Source organism: Pseudomonas kielensis (assembly GCF_014236655.1).
Taxonomy (GTDB): Bacteria; Pseudomonadota; Gammaproteobacteria; order Pseudomonadales; family Pseudomonadaceae; genus Aquipseudomonas; species Aquipseudomonas kielensis.
The window spans coordinates 1-22363 of record NZ_JACMYG010000041.1 but is presented as its reverse complement, the minus strand read 5'-3'; the positions used below and the strand labels follow the sequence as shown (position 1 = coordinate 22363).

Here is a 22363-nt window from a genome sequence, read left to right as displayed (position 1 = left end):
GCTTGGCTCTGGGGTGTTGAAGGTTGTTTCCATCAATGTCGCCACCATTGGAGGTGAGATGCCTTTGCCACCGGTATTGCATAGTTACTGCGCCGACCGCTCGGCGAGATTCATCAAACTGTCATGCAAGTGTGGCAGCGCGCTTCAACAAACTTCATCAGACTCGCGCTCTACTGGGGTTCTGCGTTTCGGTGTTTTTCATGCGTGTCTTGTATTTATCCGCGGTCATCTTTCTGGCCGCGTTGTGTATTGGCCCGGCGTCCTGGGCGGCGCCGCGCTGCGATGTCAATGTGGCAACCCAGCAGGCCGACCTGGCGCAAGTGAGCCTGGCCTACCAGAGCATCGGTCGTGCTTCCGATCCGGCACTGTTGCTGGTGATGGGCCTGGGCGGGCAATTGATCCACTGGCCGGACGAAGTGGTGGTAGCCCTCTGTGAGCAAGGCTTTCGGGTGATTCGCTACGACAATCGCGATGTCGGCCTGTCGACCTGGCGCCAGGCTCCCGCCAGCGCCAACCTGACTTTCGAGGCGTTGCGCTACAAGCTCGGCCTGCCGGTGTCGGCGCCTTATTCCCTGAGCGACATGGCGGACGATGGCCTGGGTTTGATGGATGCCCTGCACGTGGAGCAATTCCATGTGCTGGGGGCGAGCATGGGCGGGATGATCGCCCAGCACATGGCGGCCATGGCGCCGCAGCGGGTCGAGAGCCTGACGCTGATCATGAGCAGTTCCGGCGCGGCGGGCTTGCCGGCGCCCAACGCGGCGCTGGTGCAGTTGCTGGCCCGGCGCAGTGCGCCGAACCGTGAAGTGGCCCTGGAGCAACAGGCCGACTTGCTGGCCGCCCTGGGCAGCCCGCAGGTCACCGATGATCGCCAGGCGTTGCTGCAGCAGGCGGCGCAGTCCTATGACCGGGCGTTCAACCCTGAAGGGGTCAAGCGCCAGATCATGGCGATCCTTGCCGAGCCTAGCCGGGTGACGTTACTCAATCAGTTGCGGGTGCCGACCCTGGTGGTGCACGGCACGGCCGATCCGTTGCTGCCAGTGATGCATGGCATTCACCTGGCAGCGCATATCCAGGGCAGCCAGCTCAAGCTGATTCCAGGGCTGGCCCATCGATTCCAGGAGGCATTCAAGGCGCCGTTGCTGGCGGCGGTATTGCCCTACCTGCAGCAGCACCGCGAAGACACCTCGCATTGGGCGCAGATCGAGCCGGTGCGGGGGATGAATCTGCTTTGAGCGCTGCGCCGACTCAGGCGTGCAGACGTACCCAGACGCTGACGAGCACGGTGGCGGCCATCAGCCAGGCGACGGCGGCCACCGCCAGCGAGGCTTCCAGGCGCAGCCGGTCGACCATCAGGTACAGGGTCGCCAGGTACACGAAGTACGGAATGATCGACCACATGCCAAACACGATGGTGGTCTTCAGGTCGTCCAGGGAACGGCCCTTGCCGACGATGTAGTGGGCGATCAGGGCGAAGGTCGGAAACAGGGGGACCAGGCCGGCGATGTAATAGTTTTTGGTCTTGGCCAGGGCGGCGAGTATCACCACCACCGCCGCGCCAAGGGCCGCTTTCAACAATAGATCCACGACTGTTCTCGCTGGGTTAGTGGCTCAGGCCGTACTTCTTGACCTTGTCGAACAGGGTGGTTTTGGCCATGCCCAATTCCAGGCTGGCCTGGGTCAGGTTGCCGCCGCTGCGTTGCAAGGCATCGCTCAAAAGGTTGCGCTCGAAGGCTTCCACCGCCTCGGAAAACCCCAGGCCCTGGGCGGCGCCACTGGCGCCGGATTTCTTGAACGCCGGCAGGCCGAGGGCAAAGCGTTCGGCGACGTTGCGCAGTTCACGCACGTTGCCCGGCCAGTCGTGGCTCATCAGGTGCGACAGGGTCTGGTTGTCCAGGTCCGGGACGGCGCGGTCGAAGCGCAGTGACGATTGCTGGAGGAAGTGCTCGAACAGTTGCAGGATGTCTTCGCGGCGTTCGCGCAGGGGCGGCAGCTCCAGGGTCACCACGTTGAGGCGGTAATACAGGTCGCTGCGGAACTGGCCGGCGCGGCCCAGTTCGTCGAGGTCGGACTTGGTGGCGGCAATCACCCGGCAGTCGACCGCCACGCTCTGGTTCGAGCCCAGGCGCTCCAGGGTGCGCTCCTGCAGGACCCGCAGCAGTTTGATCTGCAGGGGCAACGGCATGCTTTCCACTTCGTCGAGGAACAGGGTGCCGCCATTGGCATGTTCGATCTTGCCGATCCGCCGTTTGCCGGCACCGGTAAAGGCGTTCGCCTCATGCCCGAAGATTTCGCTTTCAAACAGGTTTTCCGGCAGGCCACCGCAGTTCAGCGCGACAAAGGGCTGCGCCTGGCGGCGACTGAAGTCGTGCAGGCAGCGGGCAACCAATTCCTTGCCGGTGCCGGTCTCGCCTTCGATCAGTACGTTGGCCGAGGTGTCGGCGACGTTGGCAATCAGTTCGCGCAAGTGTTGCATGGCGGGTGAGCGCCCGATGATCCGCCCTTCCAGGGAGTCGCGCTCGGCCAGTTGCCGGCGCAGGGAGCTGACTTCGCGGGCCAGGCTGCGCTGCTCCAGGGCACGCCGGGCGACGTCCACCAGGCGCTCGGGGGAGAAGGGCTTCTCCATGAAGTCGTAGGCGCCTTTTTGCATGGCGTCGACGGCCATCGAAATGTCGCCGTGCCCGGTGATCAGCACCACCGGCAAGCTGCGATCGCGCGCCTTGAGCCGGCCCAGCAGTTCCAGGCCATCGATGCCCGGTAGGCGGATGTCGCTGATGACGATCCCGGCAAAGTTGTCGCCCACCTGCGCCAGGGCTTCTTCAGCACTGCCAACGCCGGTGCAGGGGATGTCTTCCAGGGCCAGGGCCTGCTGGCATCCGAGCAGGACATGGGGATCGTCTTCGACGATCAGCACACTAAGATCGTTGTTCATATCGGCTCGACGGGCAGGGGGCTTACCAAGGGTAAGCTGAGGACAAATGCGGTACCACCGCTGGCCGGGTGCTCGACACCCAGGCTGCCACCGGTCGCGGCGGCCAGGCTCGCCGACAGGGTCAGGCCGAGGCCCAGGCCCTGTTCGCCGGGCTTGGTGGTAAAGAAGGGTTCGAACAAATGTTTGCGCGCCTCGGCGTCAATGCCGTGGCCGTTGTCGCGTACGTGCAGCCGGTACTTGCCGTCGACCGCCTCACCCTCGAGCCACAACTGGGGCGCAGCTTGCGCCTGCATGGCATCCAGGGCATTGCCGATCAGGTTGACCAGGATCTGCTCCAGGCGTGTCTGGTCGATCGACACTTGCTCGTCAGTGAACGCGCGGTGCAACTGCAGGCCGCTGTTTTCCAGGCGTGCGCCCAGCAGTTGCAGGGCCGCATCCACGGCTTTGCCCAGGCTGGCCTGGCCCTTGTCGTCGCCGCGCCGGGCAAAGGAGCGCAGGCTGGCCGTGATGCGGCCCATGCGGTCGATCAGCTCATTGATGGTTTTCAGGTTGGCACTGGCGGTGTCCAGTTGGCCGCGCTCGAGAAACCGCACGGTGTTGCCGGACAGGGTGCGCAACGCCGCCAGGGGCTGGTTCAGCTCATGGGCAATGCTGGTGGACATCTGGCCGATGGCGGCCAGTTTGCCGGCCTGCACCAGTTCATCCTGGGCGCGGCGCAGGGTGCCCTCGGCCAGGCGCCGTTCGCGGATCTGGCTCTTGAGGCGTTCGTTGCTGGCGCGCAGGTCGCTGGTGCGTTCGGTAATCCGACGCTCCAGTTGATTGTTGGCTTCCTGCAGGGCTTCGCGGGCCGCGAGGCGGGTGGCGATCACCTTGCGTCGCTCGTTCCAGGCGATCAGCAGGAACGCCACCAGGGCGAAGGCCACCGCCACCAGGATGCCTTGGTTGATCGCCTCGCGGCGCAGGTCCTGGAGCGGCGTCAGCAGGGTGAAATTCCACGGTGTGTCGCTCAGGGGGCGCGTCTGCGACAGGTAGCTGATGGCCTCGTCGTCGGAGACCACTTCGGCGTTGGCCGGGAAGGTCAGTTTCTCCACGCCTTCGGCCAGGCGCTCGCGGGCCAACGGTTCCAGTTCATTGAGCGGGAACCAGTAGTACTGCAGGCTGCGGGCCAGGCGCTCCTTGGTGTCGTCGCTCAGCGGACGCACGGCCTTGAGCCGTCGCGCCGGGTCGCTGGAGAGAATGATGATGCCGTTCTCATCGCTGACGAAGGCTTCCAGGCGGGCGCGCTGCCAGCGTTCTTCCAGGGCTTCCAGGCGCACCTTGACCACGGCGACGCCGATGATCTTGCCTTGTTCTTCGAGGCCGTGGGCCAGGTAGTAGCCGGGTTCGCCGTTGGTGCTGCCGATCCCGTAGAAACGCCCGGGTTGGCCACGTACGGCATTCTGGAAATAGGCACGGAAGGACAGGTCTTCACCCAGGTAGCTGTCGACGTCGCGCCAGTTGCTGGTGGCCAGGACCCGACCGGTGGTGTCCATCACGTAGATGGCCCGACTGCGGCTGCGCCGGTTCAGGCCTTCAAGGTAATTGTTGACCGCTTGCCGGTGTTCCGGCGACGGCTCGGCCAGCAACTGCGAAACACTCGATTCGAGTTCCAGCAGGCTGGGCAGGTAGGTGTACTTGCTGATTTCGCTCTCTACCGCACGGGCGTGCAGCTCAAGCTGGCGTTGACCGTTTTCGCCAAGGCTGCGAATGCCGTAGTGCTCACTGGTCCAGAAACCGAGCAAACCCAATGCGAGCATCAGCAAGATGATCAGCGGCGGCAGGAACAGGTGGCGGATCAGACGAGGTTTCACGGCGAGTGATGGCGGTGCGGCGCGATAAAGAGTGGGGTCGCATTTCATCACAGATGCCTTGGGTCAACCACAACACAAATCTGCAAGCCACCGTCGACCCCAGTGGGGGCGAGCTTGCTCGCTCCCACCAGGGATTGGTGTGGCTTCGAACTCTTAGTGCTGCAGGATCTTGTTCAGGAAGTGCTGAGTCCGTTCGGCGCGAGCGCCGATGTCACCGAAGAACTCTTCTTTGGGGCAGTCCTCGATGATCTTGCCGGCGTCCATGAAGATTACCCGGTCCGCCACTTTGCGGGCGAAGCCCATTTCGTGGGTCACGCACATCATGGTCATGCCTTCGTGGGCCAGTTGCACCATGACGTCCAGTACTTCGTTGACCATTTCCGGGTCCAGCGCCGAGGTCGGCTCGTCGAACAGCATGACGATCGGGTCCATGGCCAGTGCGCGGGCGATCGCCACACGCTGCTGCTGGCCACCGGAGAGCTGGCCAGGGTGCTTGTGGGCGTGGGCCGAGAGGCCGACGCGCTCGAGCAGTTGCAGGCCTTTCTTGGTGGCTTCTTCCTTGCTGCGGCCCAACACCTTGATCTGCGCGATGGTCAGGTTTTCGGTGATGGTCAGGTGCGGGAACAGTTCGAAGTGCTGGAACACCATGCCAACGCGCGAGCGCAGTTTCGGCAGGTTGGTCTTGGGATCGGCAATCGAAGTGCCGTCGACCACGATGTCACCTTTCTGGAAGGGTTCCAGGGCGTTGACGCACTTGATCAGGGTCGACTTGCCGGAGCCGGACGGCCCGCACACCACGATCACCTCACCTTTCTTGACGTCGGTGCTGCAATCAGTCAGCACCTGGAAGTCCCCATACCACTTGTTGATATTCTTGATAGAGATCATACGGCGAACCTTTTTTGCAGACGCTTGACCAGCTGCGAGGCGGCAAAGCTGATGATGAAGTACACGAGACCGGCGAATACCAGGAACTCATTGGAACGGCCAATGATGTCGCCACTGGCCCGCGAAGCGTTGAGGAAGTCCACCAGGCCGACGGTGTAGACCAGCGAGGTGTCCTGGAACAGGATGATGCTCTGCTGCAACAGCAGCGGGGTCATCTTGCGGAAAGCCTGGGGCAGGATGATCAGGCGCATCATCTGGCCATAGGTCATGCCCAGGGCCTTGGCGGCACCCATCTGGCCCTTGGGAATCGACTGCACGCCGGCCCGTACGATTTCGCAGAAGTACGCGGCTTCGAACATCATGAAGGCCACGATGCAGGAGGCAAACGCGCCGATCGGTGTGTCTTCGCCGGTGATCCAGCGCAGCACGAATGGCACCGCCAGGTAGAACCAGGTGATCACCAACAGCAGCGGGATCGAGCGGAAGTAGTTGACGTAGGCGCCGGCAAAGTTTGACAGCAGTTTGTTGTGGGACAACCGCATCAAGGCCAGGACGGTACCGAGGATGAGGCCGCCGACAACGCCCAGCACCATCAGCTTGAGGGTCATCACCATGCCGTTCCACAAGCCGGGAATGGCCGGGATGATGCCACTGAAATCGAATTCCATTATTTACCCCCCACGGAGATCAGGCCGGGCACTGCGACTTTCTTCTCGACCACGCGCATCAGCAACATCAGGCTCATGTTCAGGGTGAAGTAGATGAGGGTCGCCAGGGTGAAGGCTTCGAACAGGTTGGCGGAGAACTCGGCGGTCTGTTTGGTCTGCGCGAGCAGTTCCATCAGGCCGATCAGCGAGGCCACGGACGAGTTCTTGAAGACGTTGAGAAATTCCGAGGTGAGCGGTGGAATGATGATGCGATAGGCTTGGGGCAGCAGCACGTTCCAGTAGATCTGCGGCAGCTTGAAGCCCATGGCGCGAGCCGCCGATTCCTGGCCGCGTGGCAGCGCCTGGATACCGGTGCGCACTTGTTCGCAGACCCGTGCGGCGGTGAACAGGCCCAGGCACACGACAACGCTCAGGTAGGCCGAGGTGGTCGGGTTGAGGTCCTGTTTGTACCAGTCCTGCAGGTCTTGTGGCAGCAGGTCGGGCACCAGGAAGTACCAGATGAACAGCTGGACCAGCAGGGGTACGTTACGGAACAGTTCGACGTAGCAGGTCGCGATGCCTGACACGATGCGGTTCGGCACGGTGCGCATCACGCCCAGTACCGAGCCCAGCAGCAATGCAATGATCCAGGCCACGATGGCGATAGCGATGGTCCAGCCCAGCCCGGAAATGAACCAGTCGAGATAGGTCTCGCTGCCCACGCCGGTGGACTTGAAGAACACGCCCCAATCCCAGTTGTAATTCATTAGGGTCTCCCCTCGGATTCAATCGATGTTCAAGCACCTGCCTGGGGGAACTCCGTTCCCACCCGACGTCGACGGTCGGGCACACGCGGTCGGCTCGACAACCACCGGTTCGAGTGTTTCCAAAAATGCCAGCAGGTAGTGACAACCTCCCGAAAGGGCAGTGGCCCTCTCAGGAGGTAAGACTAGTCAGAAATCAGGATTTCTTGTCGTCAGCCGCTTTGTCGGTCGGATTGGCGATCAGGGCCTTGAGCTCGTCGCTCATCGGGAAGTTCAGGTTCAGGCCTTTAGGCGGGATTGGCGCCTGGAACCACTTGTCGTAGATCTTGTTGATCTGGCCCGAAGCGTAGGTGGCCTTGATGGCATCATCGACCGCTTTCTTGAACGGCTCGTCGCCTTTGCGCACCATGCAGCCATAGATTTCATAGGACTGTGGCGTGCCAGTCACTTCCCAGTCGGAAGCTTTCTTGGCCTTGGCCGCTTCACCGGCCAGCAGGGCGTCGTCCATCATGAAGGCAACGGCACGGCCCGATTCCAGCATCTGGAAGGATTCGCCGTGGTCCTTGGCGGAGATCACGTTCATGCCCATCTGCTTGTCGGCGTTCATCGACTTGAGGATGCGCTCGGACGTGGTGCCAGCGGTGGTTACGACGTTCTTGCCTTTAAGATCGTCGAAATCCTTGTACTTGGAGTCCTTTTTGGACAGCAGGCGAGTACCGATTTCGAAAATGCCGACCGAGAAGTCAACCTGTTGCTGACGCTCGACGTTGTTGGTGGTGGAACCGCACTCAAGGTCAACGGTGCCGTTCTGTACCAGCGGGATACGGGTTTGCGAGGTGACCAGGTTGTATTTGACTTGCAGGTTCGGCAGGTCCAGGTCTTTTTTCAGGGCTTCGACGACTTGCATCTGGATGTCGTGGGAGTAGCCGACTGGTTTGCCGGAAGCGTCTGCAATGTAGGAAAACGGGATGGAAGCGTCGCGATGGCCCAGGGTGATGGTGCCGGACTCTTTGATCTTCTTCAGGGTGCCGGTGAGTTCGGCGGCGAAAACTGGCGTGCTGATCAGAGCGGCAGCGATGGCTGCGCCCAGGATATGGGGAACGATACGCATCAAATTTTCCTCGACATTGTTTTTTTTATGGAGCCAGTTCTTCGGCTCTCTTGTACTGCTGAACACCTGGGGGCTCCTGAAGTGTTGGCACCTCAGGCGTTCGTCCAAGAGTGTAGAGCATGAGTCGTGCCAAGCCAGGAATAGTTATCTAAATTATTGATTTATAAGGATATTAAATATTTATGGCGAATCTGATTCCTACGCCTGGTCCGGTTAACCGAATTGACCGTCGGGTCGCGTTCGGAAAACCGAATGCTATCCGGGCCGGTGCTCCGGGCTTTTGAATGCAAAAAGCCCCTGAACCGTGAGGTCCAGGGGCTGTTGTGTGCCCGGCGAGTGGATCAGGCCGCTTCGATCTTGCTGCGGTTGACTTCCAGTTTGTGCAGATAGTGCTGCACGTTCGCCTGTTCGTCGGCCGTGGTGAACAGGCCGAGCTTGGTGCGCCGCCAGAGAATGTCATGGGCGGTGGTGGCCCATTCCTGCTGGCACAGGTAATCGACTTCACGGGTGTAGAGCCCGCCACCCAGGTGCTCGCCCATGTCGTTCAGGCCCTGTACGCCTTCGAGCATGCGCCAGGTGCGGCTGCCGTAGGTGGTGGCCCAGCGGCGGGCGATTTGCGTGGGGATCCAGTCGAATTTGTCGCGAATCAAGGCGCTCAGGGCCTGCGGGGTGCTCATGTCTTCGCCGCCAGGCAGGGTTGCCTGGGCGGTCCAGCTCGGTTTCATCTGCTTGAAGTAGGGGGCCAGTTGGACCATGGCCGACTCGGCCAGCTTGCGGTAGGTGGTCAGCTTGCCGCCGAACACCGACAGTAGAGGCGCTTCTTCACCGCTGCCGGAGAGGGCCAGGGTGTAGTCGCGGGTCACGGCCGATGGGTTGTCGGATTCGTCGTTGCACAACGGGCGCACACCGGAATAGGTGTGCAGGATGTCGTCACGGCTGATCTGTTTCTTGAAGTGCGCATTGACCACCTGGATCAGGTAATCGGTTTCGCCCTCGGTGATCGCCACGTTAGCCGGGTCGCCGGTGTATTCGCGGTCCGTGGTGCCAATCAGGGTGAATTGATTGAGGTACGGAATGGTGAACACGATGCGCTGGTCTTCGTTTTGCAGGATGTGCGCGTGCTCGCCTTCGTACAGTTTGGGCACGATCAGGTGGCTGCCCTGGATCAGGCGAATGCCGTAGGGCGATTCCATCTTCAGGTCATCACGAATGAACTTGGCGACCCAGGGGCCGGCGGCGTTCACCAGCGCCTTGGCGCGGATCGAGAACAGGCTGCCATCGGCACGTTCAAGGTGCAGGTGCCACAGGCCCTTGCTGCGTCGAGCGCTGACACAGCGGGTCTGGGTGTGCACGTGGGCGCCTTTTTCACGGGCGGCCATGGCATTGAGGACCACCAGGCGGGCGTCGTCGACCCAGCAATCGGAGTACTCGAAGCCCTTGCTGATTTCGCTTTTCAAGGCGCTGTCGGCACCGAACTTCAGGCTTTTGGAGCCGGCGAGTTTTTCCCGCTTGCCCAGGTTGTCGTAGAGGAACAGGCCGGCGCGAATCATCCAGGCCGGGCGCAGGTGCGGGCGGTGGGGCAGGACAAAGCGCATCTGCTTGACGATGTGCGGGGCCTTGGCCAGCAGCACTTCGCGTTCGGCCAGGGCTTCGCGCACCAGGCGGAATTCGTAATGTTCCAGGTAGCGCAGGCCGCCGTGGATCAGCTTGCTGCTGGCGGACGAGGTGTGGCTGGCCAGGTCGTCCTTTTCGCAAAGGAACACTGAAAGCCCGCGGCCGGCAGCATCCGCCGCAATCCCGACGCCATTGATCCCACCACCAATCACGGCGACGTCATAGATCTCGGCAAGCGGGGGTGTCGGCAAGGTGGAAGTGGGCATCGGCAGGCCTCGGGCATTTTTGGCTTTATGTATTGGAATACGAACATTAATGTTCATTTGCGAAAATGGTAGCCCATAAAGTCGCCCACAGCCAGTCCGTTTCGATTGAAAAAACTCATCGAACGGTGACTAAAAGAAAAATTTCGAACATTTATGCGGGATGGCGTGGCGCCAGGGAGGGGCGGGCGGCGTCGCCTTCGCGAGCAGGCTCGCTCCCGCTAAGGGGCGCTGAACCTGTGTGCGATGGCGTCTGGGGGGATGAAGCGGGGCGGCGACTAAACGACTTCCAGGCGAATCTTGTTCTGGCTCAACAGTTGGGCGAGGGCGGGCACGGGCTGTTGGTCGGTGACCAGGCAATCGATCAGGGTGATCGGTCCCAGGCGAATCATGGCATTGCGCCCGAACTTGCTGGAGTCAGCCGCCAGGATCACTTGCCGGGCATTGGCGATGATCGCCTGGGATACCCGCACTTCCTGGTAATCGAAGTCCAGCAGGCTGCCGTCTTCGTCGATGCCACTGATGCCCACCAGGGCATAGTCGACCTTGAACTGGTTGATGAAGTCGACGCTGGCCTGGCCGACAACCCCACCGTCGCGGCGTACGTTGCCACCGGTGAGCAGCACGTCGAAATCATCCTTGGCGCTGAGCATGGAGGCCACGTGCAGGTTGTTGGTGATGATTTTCAGGTGGCTGTGGTTGAGCAGCGCCCGGGCGATGGACTCGGTGGTGGTGCCGATATTGATGAACAGCGAGGCGTGGTCGGGGATTTGACGGGCGATGGCTTCGCCGATGCGCTGCTTCTCGTCGCGCATCTGGTCGGCACGCATGGCGTATGCCGTGTTTTCCACGCTGGAATCATAGGCTGCGCCGCCATGGTAGCGGCGCAACAGGTTGTCTTCGGCCAGTTGATTGATATCGCGGCGAATGGTCTGCGGAGTAACTACGAACAACTGGGCCATTTCCTCGATGCTGACGTAGCCGCGTTCGCGGACCAGTTCGAGGATTTGCTGCTGACGGGGAGGCAGATTCATGGGGCGTCCTTTGGGCTGCCGTGCAAAATTTGCCCATGATGCCGCAGGAATCCCCTCCCGACCAGTTACCTGCCGAACACTGTCCGGCCCTTGGCTTATTCCTCGCCTTCGTGCGGTTCCCAATCACGGGTGCGGCTGACGGCTTTTTTCCAGCCGGCATAGAGTTTTTCCTTGGCGTTTTCTTCCAGTTGCGGGTCGAATTCGCGCTCGATCACTGCCTTGCCGCGCAGTTCTTCCAGGCTGCCCCAGAAGCCGCAGGCCAGGCCCGCCAGGTACGCTGCACCCAGGGCCGTGGTCTCGCGCATTTGTGGGCGCTCGACCTGGGTGCCGAGGATGTCGGCCTGGAACTGCATGAGGAAGTTGTTCGCCACTGCACCGCCGTCCACACGCAAGGCCTTGAGGCGTTCGCCGGAGTCCTGTTGCATGGCGTCGAGCACGTCGCGGGTCTGGTAGGCAATCGACTCCAGGGCTGCGCGAATGATGTGGTCGACCCGTACGCCGCGAGTCAGGCCGAACAGGGCGCCGCGGGCGTAGGGGTCCCAGTACGGAGCGCCGAGGCCGGTGAAGGCGGGTACCAGGTACACACCGTTGCTGTCCTTGACCTTGTTGGCGAAGTACTCGGTGTCGTGGGCGTCGTTGATGATCTTCAGTTCGTCGCGCAGCCACTGCACGGTAGAGCCGCCGTTGAACACGGCGCCTTCCAGGGCGTAGGCCACTTCGCCGCGCGGACCGCAGGCGATGGTGGTGAGCATGCCGTGGCTGGATTTGACGGCCTTGCTGCCGGTGTTCATCAGCAGGAAGCAGCCGGTGCCGTAGGTGTTTTTCGCCTGGCCGGGCTCCACGCACATCTGGCCGAACAGGGCCGCTTGCTGGTCGCCGGCGATGCCGCCGATGGCAATGCCGCTCTTGGTGTGGCCATAGATTTCTGACGAGGACTTCACCTGCGGCAACATCTCGCGCGGGATGTCCAGCAGCTCGAGCATCTTCGCGTCCCACTCCAGGGTGTGGATGTTGAAGAGCATGGTGCGCGAGGCGTTGGTGTAGTCGGTGACGTGGGTCTTGCCGCCGGTAAATTTCCAGATCAGCCAGCTGTCGACCGTGCCGAACAGCAACTCGCCGTTGCGCGCGCGCTCGCGGCTGCCTTCGACGTTGTCCAGGATCCACTTCAGCTTGGTGCCGGAGAAGTACGGGTCGGTGACCAGGCCGGTGGTGTCGCTGATGTATTGCTCGTGGCCATCGCGCTTGAGCTGCTGGCAGATCTCGGTGCTGCGGCGGCACTGCCAGACGATGGCGTTGTAGATCGGCCGGCCGCTGGTCTTGTCCCAGACCACGGTGGTTTCACGCTGGTTGGTGATGCCGATGGCGGCCACCTGGTCATGATGCAGGCCGGCTTGTGCCAGGGCCTCGACCATCACCGCGCTCTGGGTGGCGAAGATTTCCATCGGGTCATGTTCAACCCAGCCGGCTTGTGGGTAATGCTGGGCGAATTCGCGTTGAGCGGTGCAGACCACGTTGGCGTCGCGGTCGAAAATGATCGCGCGCGAGCTGGTCGTACCCTGATCAAGGGCAATGATGTAGTTCTTATTCTGTGTGTCGGTCATGTCGATTGCCTTGGACGAAATAAGGGGTGGATCGGGGCGCATGATCAATGGTGGGCAGGATCACGCGCCGCCGGTATCAGGAAATTCGGGTTTTGCCATCCATCGCCGGTTCTGCCTCTGTTGTAGCAGGTGCGGCGCCGGGCAGGTGACGGGCAATCAGCCCGCGATAGGCCGCAGCGCCGAGGCAGGCACCGACAATCGGAGCAAAAATCGGAATCAGGAAATAGGGAACATCCCGGCCGCCGGTGAAGGAAATTTCACCCCAGCCAGCGAAGAAAGTCATTAGTTTAGGGCCGAAATCCCGTGCCGGGTTCATCGCGAAGCCGGTCAGTGGTCCCATCGAGCTGCCGATCACGGCGATCAGCAGGCCGATCAGCAGCGGTGCCAGCGGGCCCTTGGGCAGGCCGTTGTTATCGTCGGTCAGGGACATGATCACGCCCATCAGGATGGCGGTGATGATCATCTCGACCAGGAACGCCTGGCCGGTGGACAGGGCCGGGTTGGGGAAGGTGGAAAACACCGACGCCAATTCCAGGCTGGCCTGGCTGCCGCGAACCATCTGCTGGGTTTGTTCGAAATCGAAGAACAGGTTGCTGTAAAGCGTGTAAACCAACAACGCCCCGCAGAAGGCGCCCGCCACCTGGGACAGGATGTAGAAGGGCAGTTTACGTTTTTCAAAGTCGGTGAAGATGCTCAGGGCAATGCTGACGGCCGGGTTCAGGTGAGCACCGGAAACGCCTGCGGTCAGGTAGATCGCCATGCTGACGCCGACGCCCCAGATGATGCTGATTTCCCACAGGCCAAAGCTGGCACCCGCGACTTTGAGAGCGGCGACGCAGCCAGTACCAAAAAATATCAGTAGCGCAGTTCCCAGGAACTCGGCCATGCATTGGCTCGAGAGGGGTGGTTGTTGTAAAGCAGTGCTCATGAAAACCTCGTTTTTTGTTGTTGTCGGGCGCTCGTCCCATAAGAGATCGAGCGCGATTTTCACCGAAGCAGGATCCCCATCCTGGTCTCGGCTTACTGCTGGGTGTTGCGTAGGAATTGTCGTGTGGCATTCGGAAACGAAAAAATATAGACAAGAAACGCTGATGTCAAAGGTCGAAAGTGAACAGTCAGTCACAAATCAACTATTGTTCGGGTGAATGATCGCGTCTTGAGAGGGTGGCAACGGCCGTGATTTGCCTGGCGGGTTGCGTCCACGATGGGATAGCAGGGCGGTCCTAGAGCCTTTTGCCGCGTGATGACCTAGAATCCGGCGCTGTGTTTAGTGTTCTTTCGTTGGCTTGGAGCTGCCATGACCCCTGCATTGGATCTGCTGAAAAAAGTGCGTGCCGAACACCGTGTACACAGTTATGAACATGATCCCAAGGCCGCTTCGTACGGGTTGGAGGCGGCGGAAAAGCTTGGGTTGCAGCCGGCCCAGGTGTTCAAGACCTTGCTTGCGGCCAGTGAGAAAGCCGAGTTGTTGGTTGCTGTGGTGCCGGTCGTCGGAAGTCTGGATTTGAAGGCGCTGGCCCATGCCGCCGGGGTCAAGAAAGTCGAGATGGCAGACCCCGCTGCCGCGCAGCGGGCAACCGGGTACTTGCTGGGGGGAATCAGCCCGTTGGGGCAGAAGAAACGGCTGCGCACCTTCATCGACAGCAGTGCCCACGCTTTTGCGACTATTTATGTCAGTGCCGGTCGACGCGGCCTGGAAGTCGAGTTGGCCCCTGCGGTGCTGGCCGAGCATACCCAGGCCGGGTTCGCTGACATCGGTCGGGCTTGACCCATTGGCTGTATGGTGAAAATCCACGGGCTCTGTCACTGGCAACCCAACCAGCGCTGCCGCATGCTCGTGCTCGCCTACACAAAAGGAGAGCAATCATGGAGTTAGCGTTTCATCAGGTCGATGCCTTCAGCGACCGTCCGTTCAGTGGCAACCCGGCGATGGTTTACCGACTCGAGGCCTGGCTCAGTGATGAGCTGATGCAGAACATCGCCGCCGAGCACAACCTCGCCGAGACCGCGTTTGTGGTGCGTGAGGCCCAGGGTTGGCATATCCGCTGGTTCACCCCGACCACGGAAGTGCCGTTGTGCGGCCACGCGACCCTGGCCAGCGCCCATGTGTTGTTCGACCTGTATGAAGAGCCACTGGAAAGCCTGGATTTCATCAGCAAGTCCGGGCCATTGCGCGTGACCCGCGAAGGTGGGCGGCTGTGGCTGGATTTCCCGAGGATCACGCCGAGTGGTGTGGCGGCCAATCCGCTGATTGCCGCAGCGCTGGGGGTTCAGCCCGTGGAAGTGCTGGGCTCCAACGAGTTGTTTGTGGTGCTTGAGTCGGAGCAGGCTGTGCGCGAATGCCAGCCGGACATGGCGGCCCTGGCGAAGTTGCCTTGGCTGGGGGCAATTGTCACCGCACGCGGCACGCAACATGATTTTGTCTCGCGCTATTTTGCCCCGGCCATCGGCATCAACGAAGACCCTGTCACCGGCTCGACCCATTGCCTGCTGATTCCTTACTGGGCGCAGCAACTGGATAAAACCAGTCTGACGGCCTACCAGTGTTCGGCGCGGGGCGGGGAGTTGCTCTGCCGCCTGGAAGGCGATCGGGTGAAGATTGGCGGGGCTGCGACGCTGGTGGCCAGCGGGACGTTGCTGCTGGGCTGAGACTGACGTCGCGGCTTGCGTAGGCGCGAAGCGGGCGGTATTCCGCTCGCTCCCACGGTGGTTCTTGGTGCGCGCAGATTGTGCATGCACCCTTGAGGATCAACTGGCCTGGCTGTACCGGCGGACTCCGGATTCAACGGCTGGAATCTGTGCCGCGGTGCTGCCGGATGCCTGGAACAGCACCAGGTGTTCGGCGGCCACGCGAATGCCGACATCGTCACCCACCAAGTGATCGGCGTGGCTTGGGAAGATCGATTCGAGCTGGCTGCCGGTGGGCAGTTGCAGGCGGTACAACGTCGAGGCGCCAAGGAAGGTCTTGCCGATGATCCGGGCTTTCAGCGCACTGTCCGGGGCGTAGACGATATCGTCGGGACGTAGCAGCACGTCCACGGCGCCACCGGTCGGCCAGGTGTAGGCGCGGTTGCCACGCAGCTCGCCGAGTTCGGTCTGCACCGACTCTGGGGTCTGCAACTGGCCACGAATGAAGTAGCCCTGGCCGATAAAGCTGGCGACAAACGGTGTCAGGGGCTCGTGGTACAGGTTGTAGGGCGTGTCCCACTGCTCCAGTCGACCTTCCTTGAATACCCCGACCTGATCGCTGACCGCGAAGGCTTCCTCCTGGTCGTGGGTCACCAGAATCGCACTGGTGCCACGGCTCTTGAGGATGTCACGGACTTCGTGGCTGAGCTTGCGGCGCAGTTCACCATCGAGGTTGGAGAAGGGTTCATCGAGCAGCAGCAGTTGCGGCTCCGGTGCCAGTGCGCGGGCCAGGGCTACCCGTTGCTGTTGGCCGCCGGAGAGTTCGTGGGGGAAGCGCTTGCCGAGGTTCTTCAGGTTCACCAGTTCGAGCATCTCGGCGGTGACCCGGTCTTTGTTCGGATGCTTGCGAATGCCGAAGGCGATGTTGTCCGCCACGCTCAGGTGCGGGAACAGTGCGTAGTCCTGGAACACCATGCCGATCCGCCGTTTCTCCGGCGCGAGGGTGAAACCGGCGCTGGAGATGGTCTCTCCCGCCAGTTGGATTTCCCCTTCGTGGACGGGTTCAAAGCCGGCGATGGCTCGCAGGGTGGTGGTCTTGCCACAGCCGGAGGAGCCGAGCAGGCAGCCAATGTCGCCGGCATTGAGGTGCAGGTTGAGGTTCTGTACAACGCGCTGGTCCTGGTAGCCGCAGGCCAGGTTGCGCAGGTTCAGCAGTAGTGTATGACTCATGCGTGGTGGTACGCCGGGGGAACGAGGAATTCGAGCAAGGCCTTTTGCGCGTGCAGGCGGTTTTCTGCCTGGTCCCAGGCCACTGAGCGGCCGTCGTCGAGCAGGTCGAGGCTGATTTCTTCGCCGCGGTGAGCCGGCAGGCAGTGCATGAACAGGACATCTTCGGCCGCCAGGTCGAGCAGGGCGCGGTTGACCTGGTAGGGCGCAAACAGTTTGAGGCGCTTGGCTGTTTCTTCTTCCTGGCCCATGGAGGTCCAGACATCGGTGCTCACCAGGTGCGCGCCACGCACGGCATCCTTGGGGTCGCGGACGATGGTCACGCGATCGCCAGCCGCCGCCACGAACTGCGGGTTCGGCTCGTAGCCCTCGGGGCAGGCGATGCGCAACTGGAAGTCGAACTGGATGGCCGCTTCTATATAGCTGTTGCACATGTTGTTGCCGTCGCCGATCCAGGCCACGGTCTTGCCCTGGATCGAACCACGGTGCTCAAGGAAGGTTTGCATGTCGGCCAGCAACTGGCACGGGTGCAGGTCATCGGACAGGCCGTTGATCACTGGCACGCGGGAGTTGGCGGCGAATTCGGTCAGGGTGCTGTGGGCAAAGGTGCGGATCATCACGGCGTCGAGCATGCGCGACATGACGATGGCGCAGTCGCCAATCGGCTCGCCACGGCCCAGTTGGGTGTCGCGCGGCGAGAGGAAGATGGCCTGGCCGCCGAGCTGGATCATGCCGGCTTCGAACGACAGGCGAGTCCGGGTCGAGGACTTCTCGAAGATCATCCCCAGGACGCGGTTTTTCAACGGCTCGAACAGTACGCCGCGGTTACGCAGGTCTTTGAGCTCAATGCCTCGACGGATCACGCTGACCAGCTCTTCGGGCGTGCAATCCATCAGGGAGAGAAAGTGCCTTGCGCTCATCATTGACTACCTTTTGCAACGGACCGCAGATACTCAAAGCCTTGTTTAATTAAAAAAACGGGCGAGACCTGCGGCGTAAGCCGCACGGGGCGACGAAATAGGGGAAGGCGCAATATTGACATTAAATGTCGCGTCTTACCAATAGGCTACGGTGTTTAGGGGATTTCAGAGGGGCTACGGGGTGACCGCAGTAGCGCTTTTGAAGCCTGTTTCCTGACAGCAGCAAGCCCTTTGTACACTGCCCCCGCGCGCCTTGGCAATCGAGCGCAGCGCATGGGCGGGCGTAGCGGTCGGTTTTCGCCCTGCCGGTCGCCCGGTAGCAGGGCGCTATCGGCAGGCCTGATGGCCGTCGATTCACAAGATGAACGTCGCTGGTGCAGGGGGCGGACTCGGCCCATAGTTTTACTCCCGCAACCGCGCCCTGGTTGCCCCGAATAAAACAGAGACTGGCCATGACCAAGACTCTTAACCACCGTGCCTGCCACCTGTGTGAAGCCATCTGCGGCTTGACCATCGAAACCACCGCCAGCGACAGCGCGGGCCTGCAGATCACCTCGATCAAGGGCGACCCGCTGGACAGCTTCAGTCGGGGTCATATCTGTCCCAAGGCGGTGGCGTTGCAGGATATCCAGAACGATCCCGATCGCCTGCGCCAGCCTATGCAGCGCGTCGGGAACGAGTGGCAGGCGATTGGCTGGGACGAGGCTTTTGCCCTGGTCGCCGAGCGCCTGGCGACGATTCAGGAGCGTCATGGGCAGAACGCGGTGGCGGTGTATCAGGGCAACCCCAGCGTGCATAACTACGGGCTGATGACCCACAGCAATTATTTCCTCGGGTTGTTGAAGAGCCGCAATCGCTTCTCCGCGACGTCCGTGGACCAGTTGCCCCATCACCTGACCAGTCACTTGATGTATGGCCACGGGTTGCTGCTGCCGATCCCCGACATCGATCACACCGATTTCATGCTGATCCTGGGCGGCAATCCGCTGGCGTCCAACGGCAGCATCATGACGGTGCCGGATGTGGAAAAACGCTTGAAGGCGATCCAGGCGCGTGGCGGCAAAGTGGTGGTGGTCGATCCGCGGCGCAGCGAGACGGCCGCGATGGCCGACCAGCATATTTTTGTCCGACCCGGGGGCGATGCGGCGTTGCTGTTTGGCGTGCTCAATACCTTGTTCAGCGAAGGCCTGAGCCGCGACAGTCATTTGCCAGTGGATGGGCTGGATCAAGTACGCCAGGCGATTGCGCCGTTCAATGCCGAGGCCATGAGCCCGTTGTGTGCGGTGCCTGCCGAGCAGATCCGCCAATTGGCGCGGGATTTTGCCGCCGCGCCGACGGCGGTTTGTTATGGGCGCATGGGGGTTTCGACCCAGGCCTTTGGCACTTTGTGTCATTGGCTGGTGCAGTTGATCAACCTGGTTACCGGCAATCTGGACCGGGTCGGCGGGGCGCTGTGCACGGAACCTGCGGTTGATCTGGTGGCGTCGACCTCAGGCGGGCATTTCAATTTGTGGCAAAGCCGGGTCTCCGGGCGGCCGGAATACGCCGGTGAGTTGCCGGTGTCGGCCCTGGCCGAAGAAATGCTCACCGGCGGCGAGGGGCAGATTCGCGCGCTGATCACGGTGGCTGGCAATCCGGTGTTGTCGACGCCCAATGGCCGGCAACTGGAGCAGGCGCTGGACGGGCTGGAGTTCATGGTCAGCATTGACCTGTACATCAACGAAACCACGCGTTATGCGGACCTGATCCTGCCTTCGACCTCGGCGTTGGAAAACGATCATTACGACACCACGTTCAATATGTTCGCGGTGCGCAATGTCAGCCGCTTCAACCGGGCGATCCTGCCCAAGCCCGCGGGCGCGCTGCATGATTGGGAAATCTTCGTCGGCCTGGCCAAGGCCTTTGCGGCCAGGACGGGCAAGGAGCTCAAGCCGACGCTGCCGCCGGCACAGATGATCGACTTTGCCTTGCGTGCCGGTCGCTACGGTGATGCCTCCCAGTACAAACTCTCGGTGACCCGCCTGTTCGATCATCCCCATGGCGTCGATCTGGGGCCGCTGAAGGCCAACCTGGGGCCACGCCTGAAAACGGCCAATCAGCACGTGCAAGCGGCGCCAGCGGCGATTCTCGCGGATCTGCAGCGCTTTGCCGCGTTGCAAGCGCCGGCGGCGGATGAGTTGGTGATGATTGGCCGACGCCATGTGCGCAGCAACAATTCGTGGATGCACAACTACCACCGCCTGGTGAAGGGCAAGCCGCGGCATCAGTTGTTGATGCATCCGGACGACCTCGCCCAGCGCGGGCTCAGCGACGGTCAGCGGGTGCGGGTCAGTTCGCGGGTCGGCGAGATCGAAGTCGAGGTGCTGGGCAGTCTCGAGATGATGAGGGGCGTGGTCAGCCTGCCCCATGGCTGGGGCCATGCCCGGCCTGGGGTGCAGATGGGCATCGCCACGGCGCAACCGGGGGCCAGCGCCAACGACCTGACGGATGAGCGTCAGCTGGATGAGTTGTCGGGCAACGCCGCACTCAATGGTGTGCCGGTGACGGTGGCTGCGGCCTAGGCATGTCTGTCGGGGAGACCGAGCATCGCGCCGGTCTTTCCGTTACAATGCGCCACCGTGCCGACAACTGAGTCGGAAAGTTCAGCCGAGGTGCTCCATGGATATCATCGAAACGATTAAAGAGCAGATTGCCAACAACACCATTCTGCTTTACATGAAAGGCTCGCCGAATGCCCCACAATGTGGCTTCTCCGCGAAAGCCGCGCAGGCTGTCATGGGCTGTGGTGAGAAGTTCGCTTACGTGGACATCCTGCAGAACCCGGAAATCCGCGCCAACCTGCCAAAGTACGCCAACTGGCCAACCTTCCCACAGCTGTGGGTCGGTGGTGAATTGGTTGGCGGTAGCGACATCATGACCGAAATGGCTGCCGACGGTTCGCTGCAGGCGACCATCAAGGCTGCTGTGGAAAAGGCTGCTGCCGGCAAGACCGAAGCCTAAGTGGTGTAGGCGCTGGCTTGCCAGCGAACACTTGCTGCGGATCAAAAAAAGCCCCGCCTCTCGATAAGAGGGCGGGGCTTTTTTAATGGGCGTTAACTTGGTGTTATTCACCCATCTGCGATTGCAGATAGTTCTCGATGCCGACTTTATCGATCAGGCCCAGTTGGGTTTCCAGCCAGTCGATATGTTCTTCCTCGGACTCGAGAATGTCTTCGAGCAGTTCACGGCTGCCGAAGTCGCCGACGGTCTCGCAGTGGGCGATGGCGGTCTTCAGGTCGGCGTGACCGGTGCGCTCGATGCGCAGGTCGCACTCGAGCATTTCCTTGGTGTGTTCACCGATGTGCAGCTTGCCCAGGTCCTGGACGTTTGGCAGGCCTTCAAGAAACAGGATGCGCTTGATCAGCTTGTCCGCGTGTTTCATCTCGTCGATGGATTCTTTGTACTCGTGCTTGCCCAGCTTGTTCAGGCCCCAATCTTCGTACATGCGGGCATGCAGGAAGTACTGATTAATTGCGACCAGCTCATTGGCAAGGATCTTGTTGAGATGCTGGATGACTGTTACGTCGCCTTTCATGATGGGGTCCTGTCCTTAAGTGCGGTATATAAGGCGGAGTCTGAGCCTGCAACTTCTTAGTGTCAAACCTAAGTTATTGAATAATATATAAAAATTAATCGGAATAAGAATGTTTGTGTTCCGCATCCTGACGCTAAGCGATTGAATTACAGGCATAAAAAAACCGGACACTAAGTCCGGTTCTTTGAGATGGGTTACTTATGCGGCGGAAAATTCTACGGGATAGGGGATGGCCGCCTGGCTCATCTGCAGATCGGCGAGGGTTTCGCGGACCACCTGCTTGGCAAGGCAGGCGCATTTGCCGCATTGGCTGGCAACGCCGGTGGCTTCGCGCACCTCACGGTAGCTGCAGCAACCTTCGTAGATTGCATCGCGGATCTTGCCGTCGGTGACGCCAGTGCAGAGGCAGACATACATAGAGTGAGAACCTATCGCGGGTTGTGGCTCAATTGCGATGGATCTTAATGTTAACGAGAATGATTGTCAAAGTGGTTTCCGCGCCTGTTGTGATCGATCGCTGCTTGCCTGACGAACGGCTACATGGCAACAGGTCAAAAACGCAGTGTATGATGGTCGGTCTTTGCGAACGGTAGCCGATTCATGAAGCTGTCGTTTACCGGCGGCAGACTGGATCGCTACCCTTCTTCACGCACTACACCAGGAGATATCCAATGAGCGTACTTGTAGGCAAACAAGCCCCTGACTTCACCGTACCGGCCGTACTCGGCAATGGCGAAATCGTTGACAGCTTCACCCTGTCCTCGGCCATCAAAGGCAAATACGGCCTGGTGTTCTTCTACCCGCTGGACTTCACCTTCGTTTGCCCGTCCGAGCTGATCGCTCTGGACCACCGCATGGCTGACTTCAAGGCGCGCAACGTGGAAGTGATCGCGGTGTCGATCGACTCGCACTTCACCCACAACGCCTGGCGCAACACCCCGATCAATGCCGGCGGCATCGGTCAGGTCCAGTACATCATGGCTGCTGACATGAAGCACGACATCGCCAAGGCGTACGACGTTGAATCCGAAGGCGGCGTGGCTTTCCGTGGCGCGTTCCTGATCGACGACAAAGGCGTTGTCCGCTCGCAGATCGTCAACGACCTGCCACTGGGCCGTAACATGGAAGAGCTGATCCGCCTGGTCGACGCGCTGCAGTTCCACGAAGAGCACGGCGAAGTTTGCCCAGCCAACTGGAAAAAAGGCGACAAAGGTATGACTGCTTCGCCAGAAGGCGTTGCCGCTTACCTGACCGAGAACGCTGGCAAGCTGTAAGCCACGCGTTTCAGGCATAAAAAAACCGGCCCTAGT

21 protein-coding genes are annotated in these 22363 nt (G+C 61.0%); 6 read left to right on the top strand and 15 right to left on the bottom strand.

Translation table 11 applies throughout. The annotated features are described in order from the left end of the window. Positions 1-200 precede the first annotated feature (200 nt). A complete protein-coding gene (locus H7995_RS25655) occupies positions 201-1235 on the top strand; it encodes an alpha/beta fold hydrolase (RefSeq protein ID WP_166590043.1) in 1035 nt (344 codons plus the stop codon). Between the two features lie 13 nt (positions 1236-1248). Here the strand turns inward: H7995_RS25655 and H7995_RS25650 are convergent, their stop codons facing one another. The 11 genes from H7995_RS25650 to H7995_RS25600 form a co-directional block, all read right to left on the bottom strand. Further along, positions 1249-1578 carry a GlpM family protein gene (locus H7995_RS25650; RefSeq protein WP_166590116.1) on the bottom strand — a complete coding sequence of 110 codons (330 nt, stop codon included), beginning with the start codon at positions 1576-1578 and terminating at the stop codon, positions 1249-1251. Positions 1579-1603: 25 nt separating this feature from the next. Next, positions 1604-2884 (bottom strand): two-component response regulator AauR, encoded by a 1281-nt coding sequence (gene aauR, locus H7995_RS25645; protein ID WP_244647819.1) that lies wholly within the window; start codon positions 2882-2884, stop codon positions 1604-1606. Between the two features lie 44 nt (positions 2885-2928). Continuing rightward, the gene (gene aauS, locus H7995_RS25640) at positions 2929-4830 is read right to left on the bottom strand and encodes a two-component sensor histidine kinase AauS (RefSeq protein WP_166590041.1); all 1902 of its coding nucleotides are present in this window, start codon (positions 4828-4830) and stop codon (positions 2929-2931) included. A gap of 105 nt (positions 4831-4935) precedes the next feature. Continuing rightward, positions 4936-5670: an amino acid ABC transporter ATP-binding protein gene (locus H7995_RS25635; RefSeq protein WP_166590040.1), complete on the bottom strand. Its 735-nt coding sequence runs from the start codon at positions 5668-5670 to the stop codon at positions 4936-4938. Further along, a complete protein-coding gene (locus tag H7995_RS25630) occupies positions 5667-6338 on the bottom strand; it encodes an amino acid ABC transporter permease (RefSeq protein ID WP_027619713.1) in 672 nt (223 codons plus the stop codon). The genes H7995_RS25635 and H7995_RS25630 overlap by 4 nt, the downstream gene beginning before the upstream one ends. Next, complete coding sequence (locus tag H7995_RS25625) at positions 6338-7084, bottom strand: amino acid ABC transporter permease (protein WP_095165942.1); 747 nt, start codon at positions 7082-7084, stop codon at positions 6338-6340. The genes H7995_RS25630 and H7995_RS25625 overlap by 1 nt, the downstream gene beginning before the upstream one ends. 193 nt (positions 7085-7277) lie before the next feature. Further along, positions 7278-8192, bottom strand: coding sequence for a glutamate/aspartate ABC transporter substrate-binding protein (locus H7995_RS25620; protein WP_166590038.1), 915 nt, complete (start codon positions 8190-8192; stop codon positions 7278-7280). 341 nt (positions 8193-8533) lie between these two features. Continuing rightward, positions 8534-10072, bottom strand: coding sequence for a glycerol-3-phosphate dehydrogenase (gene glpD, locus H7995_RS25615; protein ID WP_166590037.1), 1539 nt, complete (start codon positions 10070-10072; stop codon positions 8534-8536). Between the two features lie 275 nt (positions 10073-10347). Beyond that, a complete protein-coding gene (locus H7995_RS25610) occupies positions 10348-11103 on the bottom strand; it encodes a DeoR family transcriptional regulator (protein WP_166590036.1) in 756 nt (251 codons plus the stop codon). Positions 11104-11198: 95 nt separating this feature from the next. Further along, a complete protein-coding gene (gene glpK / locus H7995_RS25605; RefSeq protein ID WP_166590035.1) occupies positions 11199-12704 on the bottom strand; it encodes a glycerol kinase GlpK in 1506 nt (501 codons plus the stop codon). 76 nt (positions 12705-12780) lie between these two features. After that, the gene (locus H7995_RS25600) at positions 12781-13632 is read right to left on the bottom strand and encodes an MIP/aquaporin family protein (protein ID WP_166590034.1); all 852 of its coding nucleotides are present in this window, start codon (positions 13630-13632) and stop codon (positions 12781-12783) included. A 369-nt stretch (positions 13633-14001) separates the two neighbouring features. Here H7995_RS25600 and ybaK point away from each other — a divergent pair, with 369 nt between their 5' ends. Then, positions 14002-14472 (top strand): Cys-tRNA(Pro) deacylase, encoded by a 471-nt coding sequence (gene ybaK, locus H7995_RS25595; RefSeq protein ID WP_166590033.1) that lies wholly within the window; start codon positions 14002-14004, stop codon positions 14470-14472. 98 nt (positions 14473-14570) lie between these two features. Beyond that, positions 14571-15353: a PhzF family phenazine biosynthesis protein gene (locus tag H7995_RS25590; RefSeq protein ID WP_166590032.1), complete on the top strand. Its 783-nt coding sequence runs from the start codon at positions 14571-14573 to the stop codon at positions 15351-15353. Positions 15354-15452: 99 nt separating this feature from the next. Here the strand turns inward: H7995_RS25590 and H7995_RS25585 are convergent, their stop codons facing one another. Together H7995_RS25585 and argF are read right to left on the bottom strand one after the other, a co-directional pair. Next, positions 15453-16562, bottom strand: a complete 1110-nt coding sequence (locus H7995_RS25585) for an ABC transporter ATP-binding protein (protein ID WP_166590031.1) — start codon at positions 16560-16562, stop codon at positions 15453-15455. After that, the gene (gene argF / locus H7995_RS25580) at positions 16559-17479 is read right to left on the bottom strand and encodes an ornithine carbamoyltransferase (RefSeq protein WP_095165926.1); all 921 of its coding nucleotides are present in this window, start codon (positions 17477-17479) and stop codon (positions 16559-16561) included. Before argF ends, H7995_RS25585 begins: the two co-directional genes overlap by 4 nt. A gap of 452 nt (positions 17480-17931) precedes the next feature. Between argF and H7995_RS25575 the strand changes: the two genes are divergently transcribed. Together H7995_RS25575 and grxD are read left to right on the top strand one after the other, a co-directional pair. Continuing rightward, positions 17932-20040 carry a molybdopterin oxidoreductase family protein gene (locus tag H7995_RS25575; protein WP_182342103.1) on the top strand — a complete coding sequence of 703 codons (2109 nt, stop codon included), beginning with the start codon at positions 17932-17934 and terminating at the stop codon, positions 20038-20040. 97 nt (positions 20041-20137) lie between these two features. Further along, positions 20138-20479 (top strand): Grx4 family monothiol glutaredoxin, encoded by a 342-nt coding sequence (gene grxD, locus H7995_RS25570; protein WP_166590029.1) that lies wholly within the window; start codon positions 20138-20140, stop codon positions 20477-20479. A 103-nt stretch (positions 20480-20582) separates the two neighbouring features. Here the strand turns inward: grxD and bfr are convergent, their stop codons facing one another. Together bfr and H7995_RS25560 are read right to left on the bottom strand one after the other, a co-directional pair. Then, positions 20583-21053, bottom strand: coding sequence for a bacterioferritin (bfr, locus tag H7995_RS25565; protein ID WP_095165921.1), 471 nt, complete (start codon positions 21051-21053; stop codon positions 20583-20585). A 198-nt stretch (positions 21054-21251) separates the two neighbouring features. Continuing rightward, on the bottom strand, positions 21252-21470 hold the full coding sequence (locus H7995_RS25560; RefSeq protein ID WP_166590028.1) for a bacterioferritin-associated ferredoxin: 219 nt from the start codon (positions 21468-21470) through the stop codon (positions 21252-21254). 254 nt (positions 21471-21724) lie between these two features. Between H7995_RS25560 and H7995_RS25555 the strand changes: the two genes are divergently transcribed. Next, on the top strand, positions 21725-22327 hold the full coding sequence (locus tag H7995_RS25555) for a peroxiredoxin (RefSeq protein ID WP_019693358.1): 603 nt from the start codon (positions 21725-21727) through the stop codon (positions 22325-22327). Positions 22328-22363: the final 36 nt, after the last annotated feature.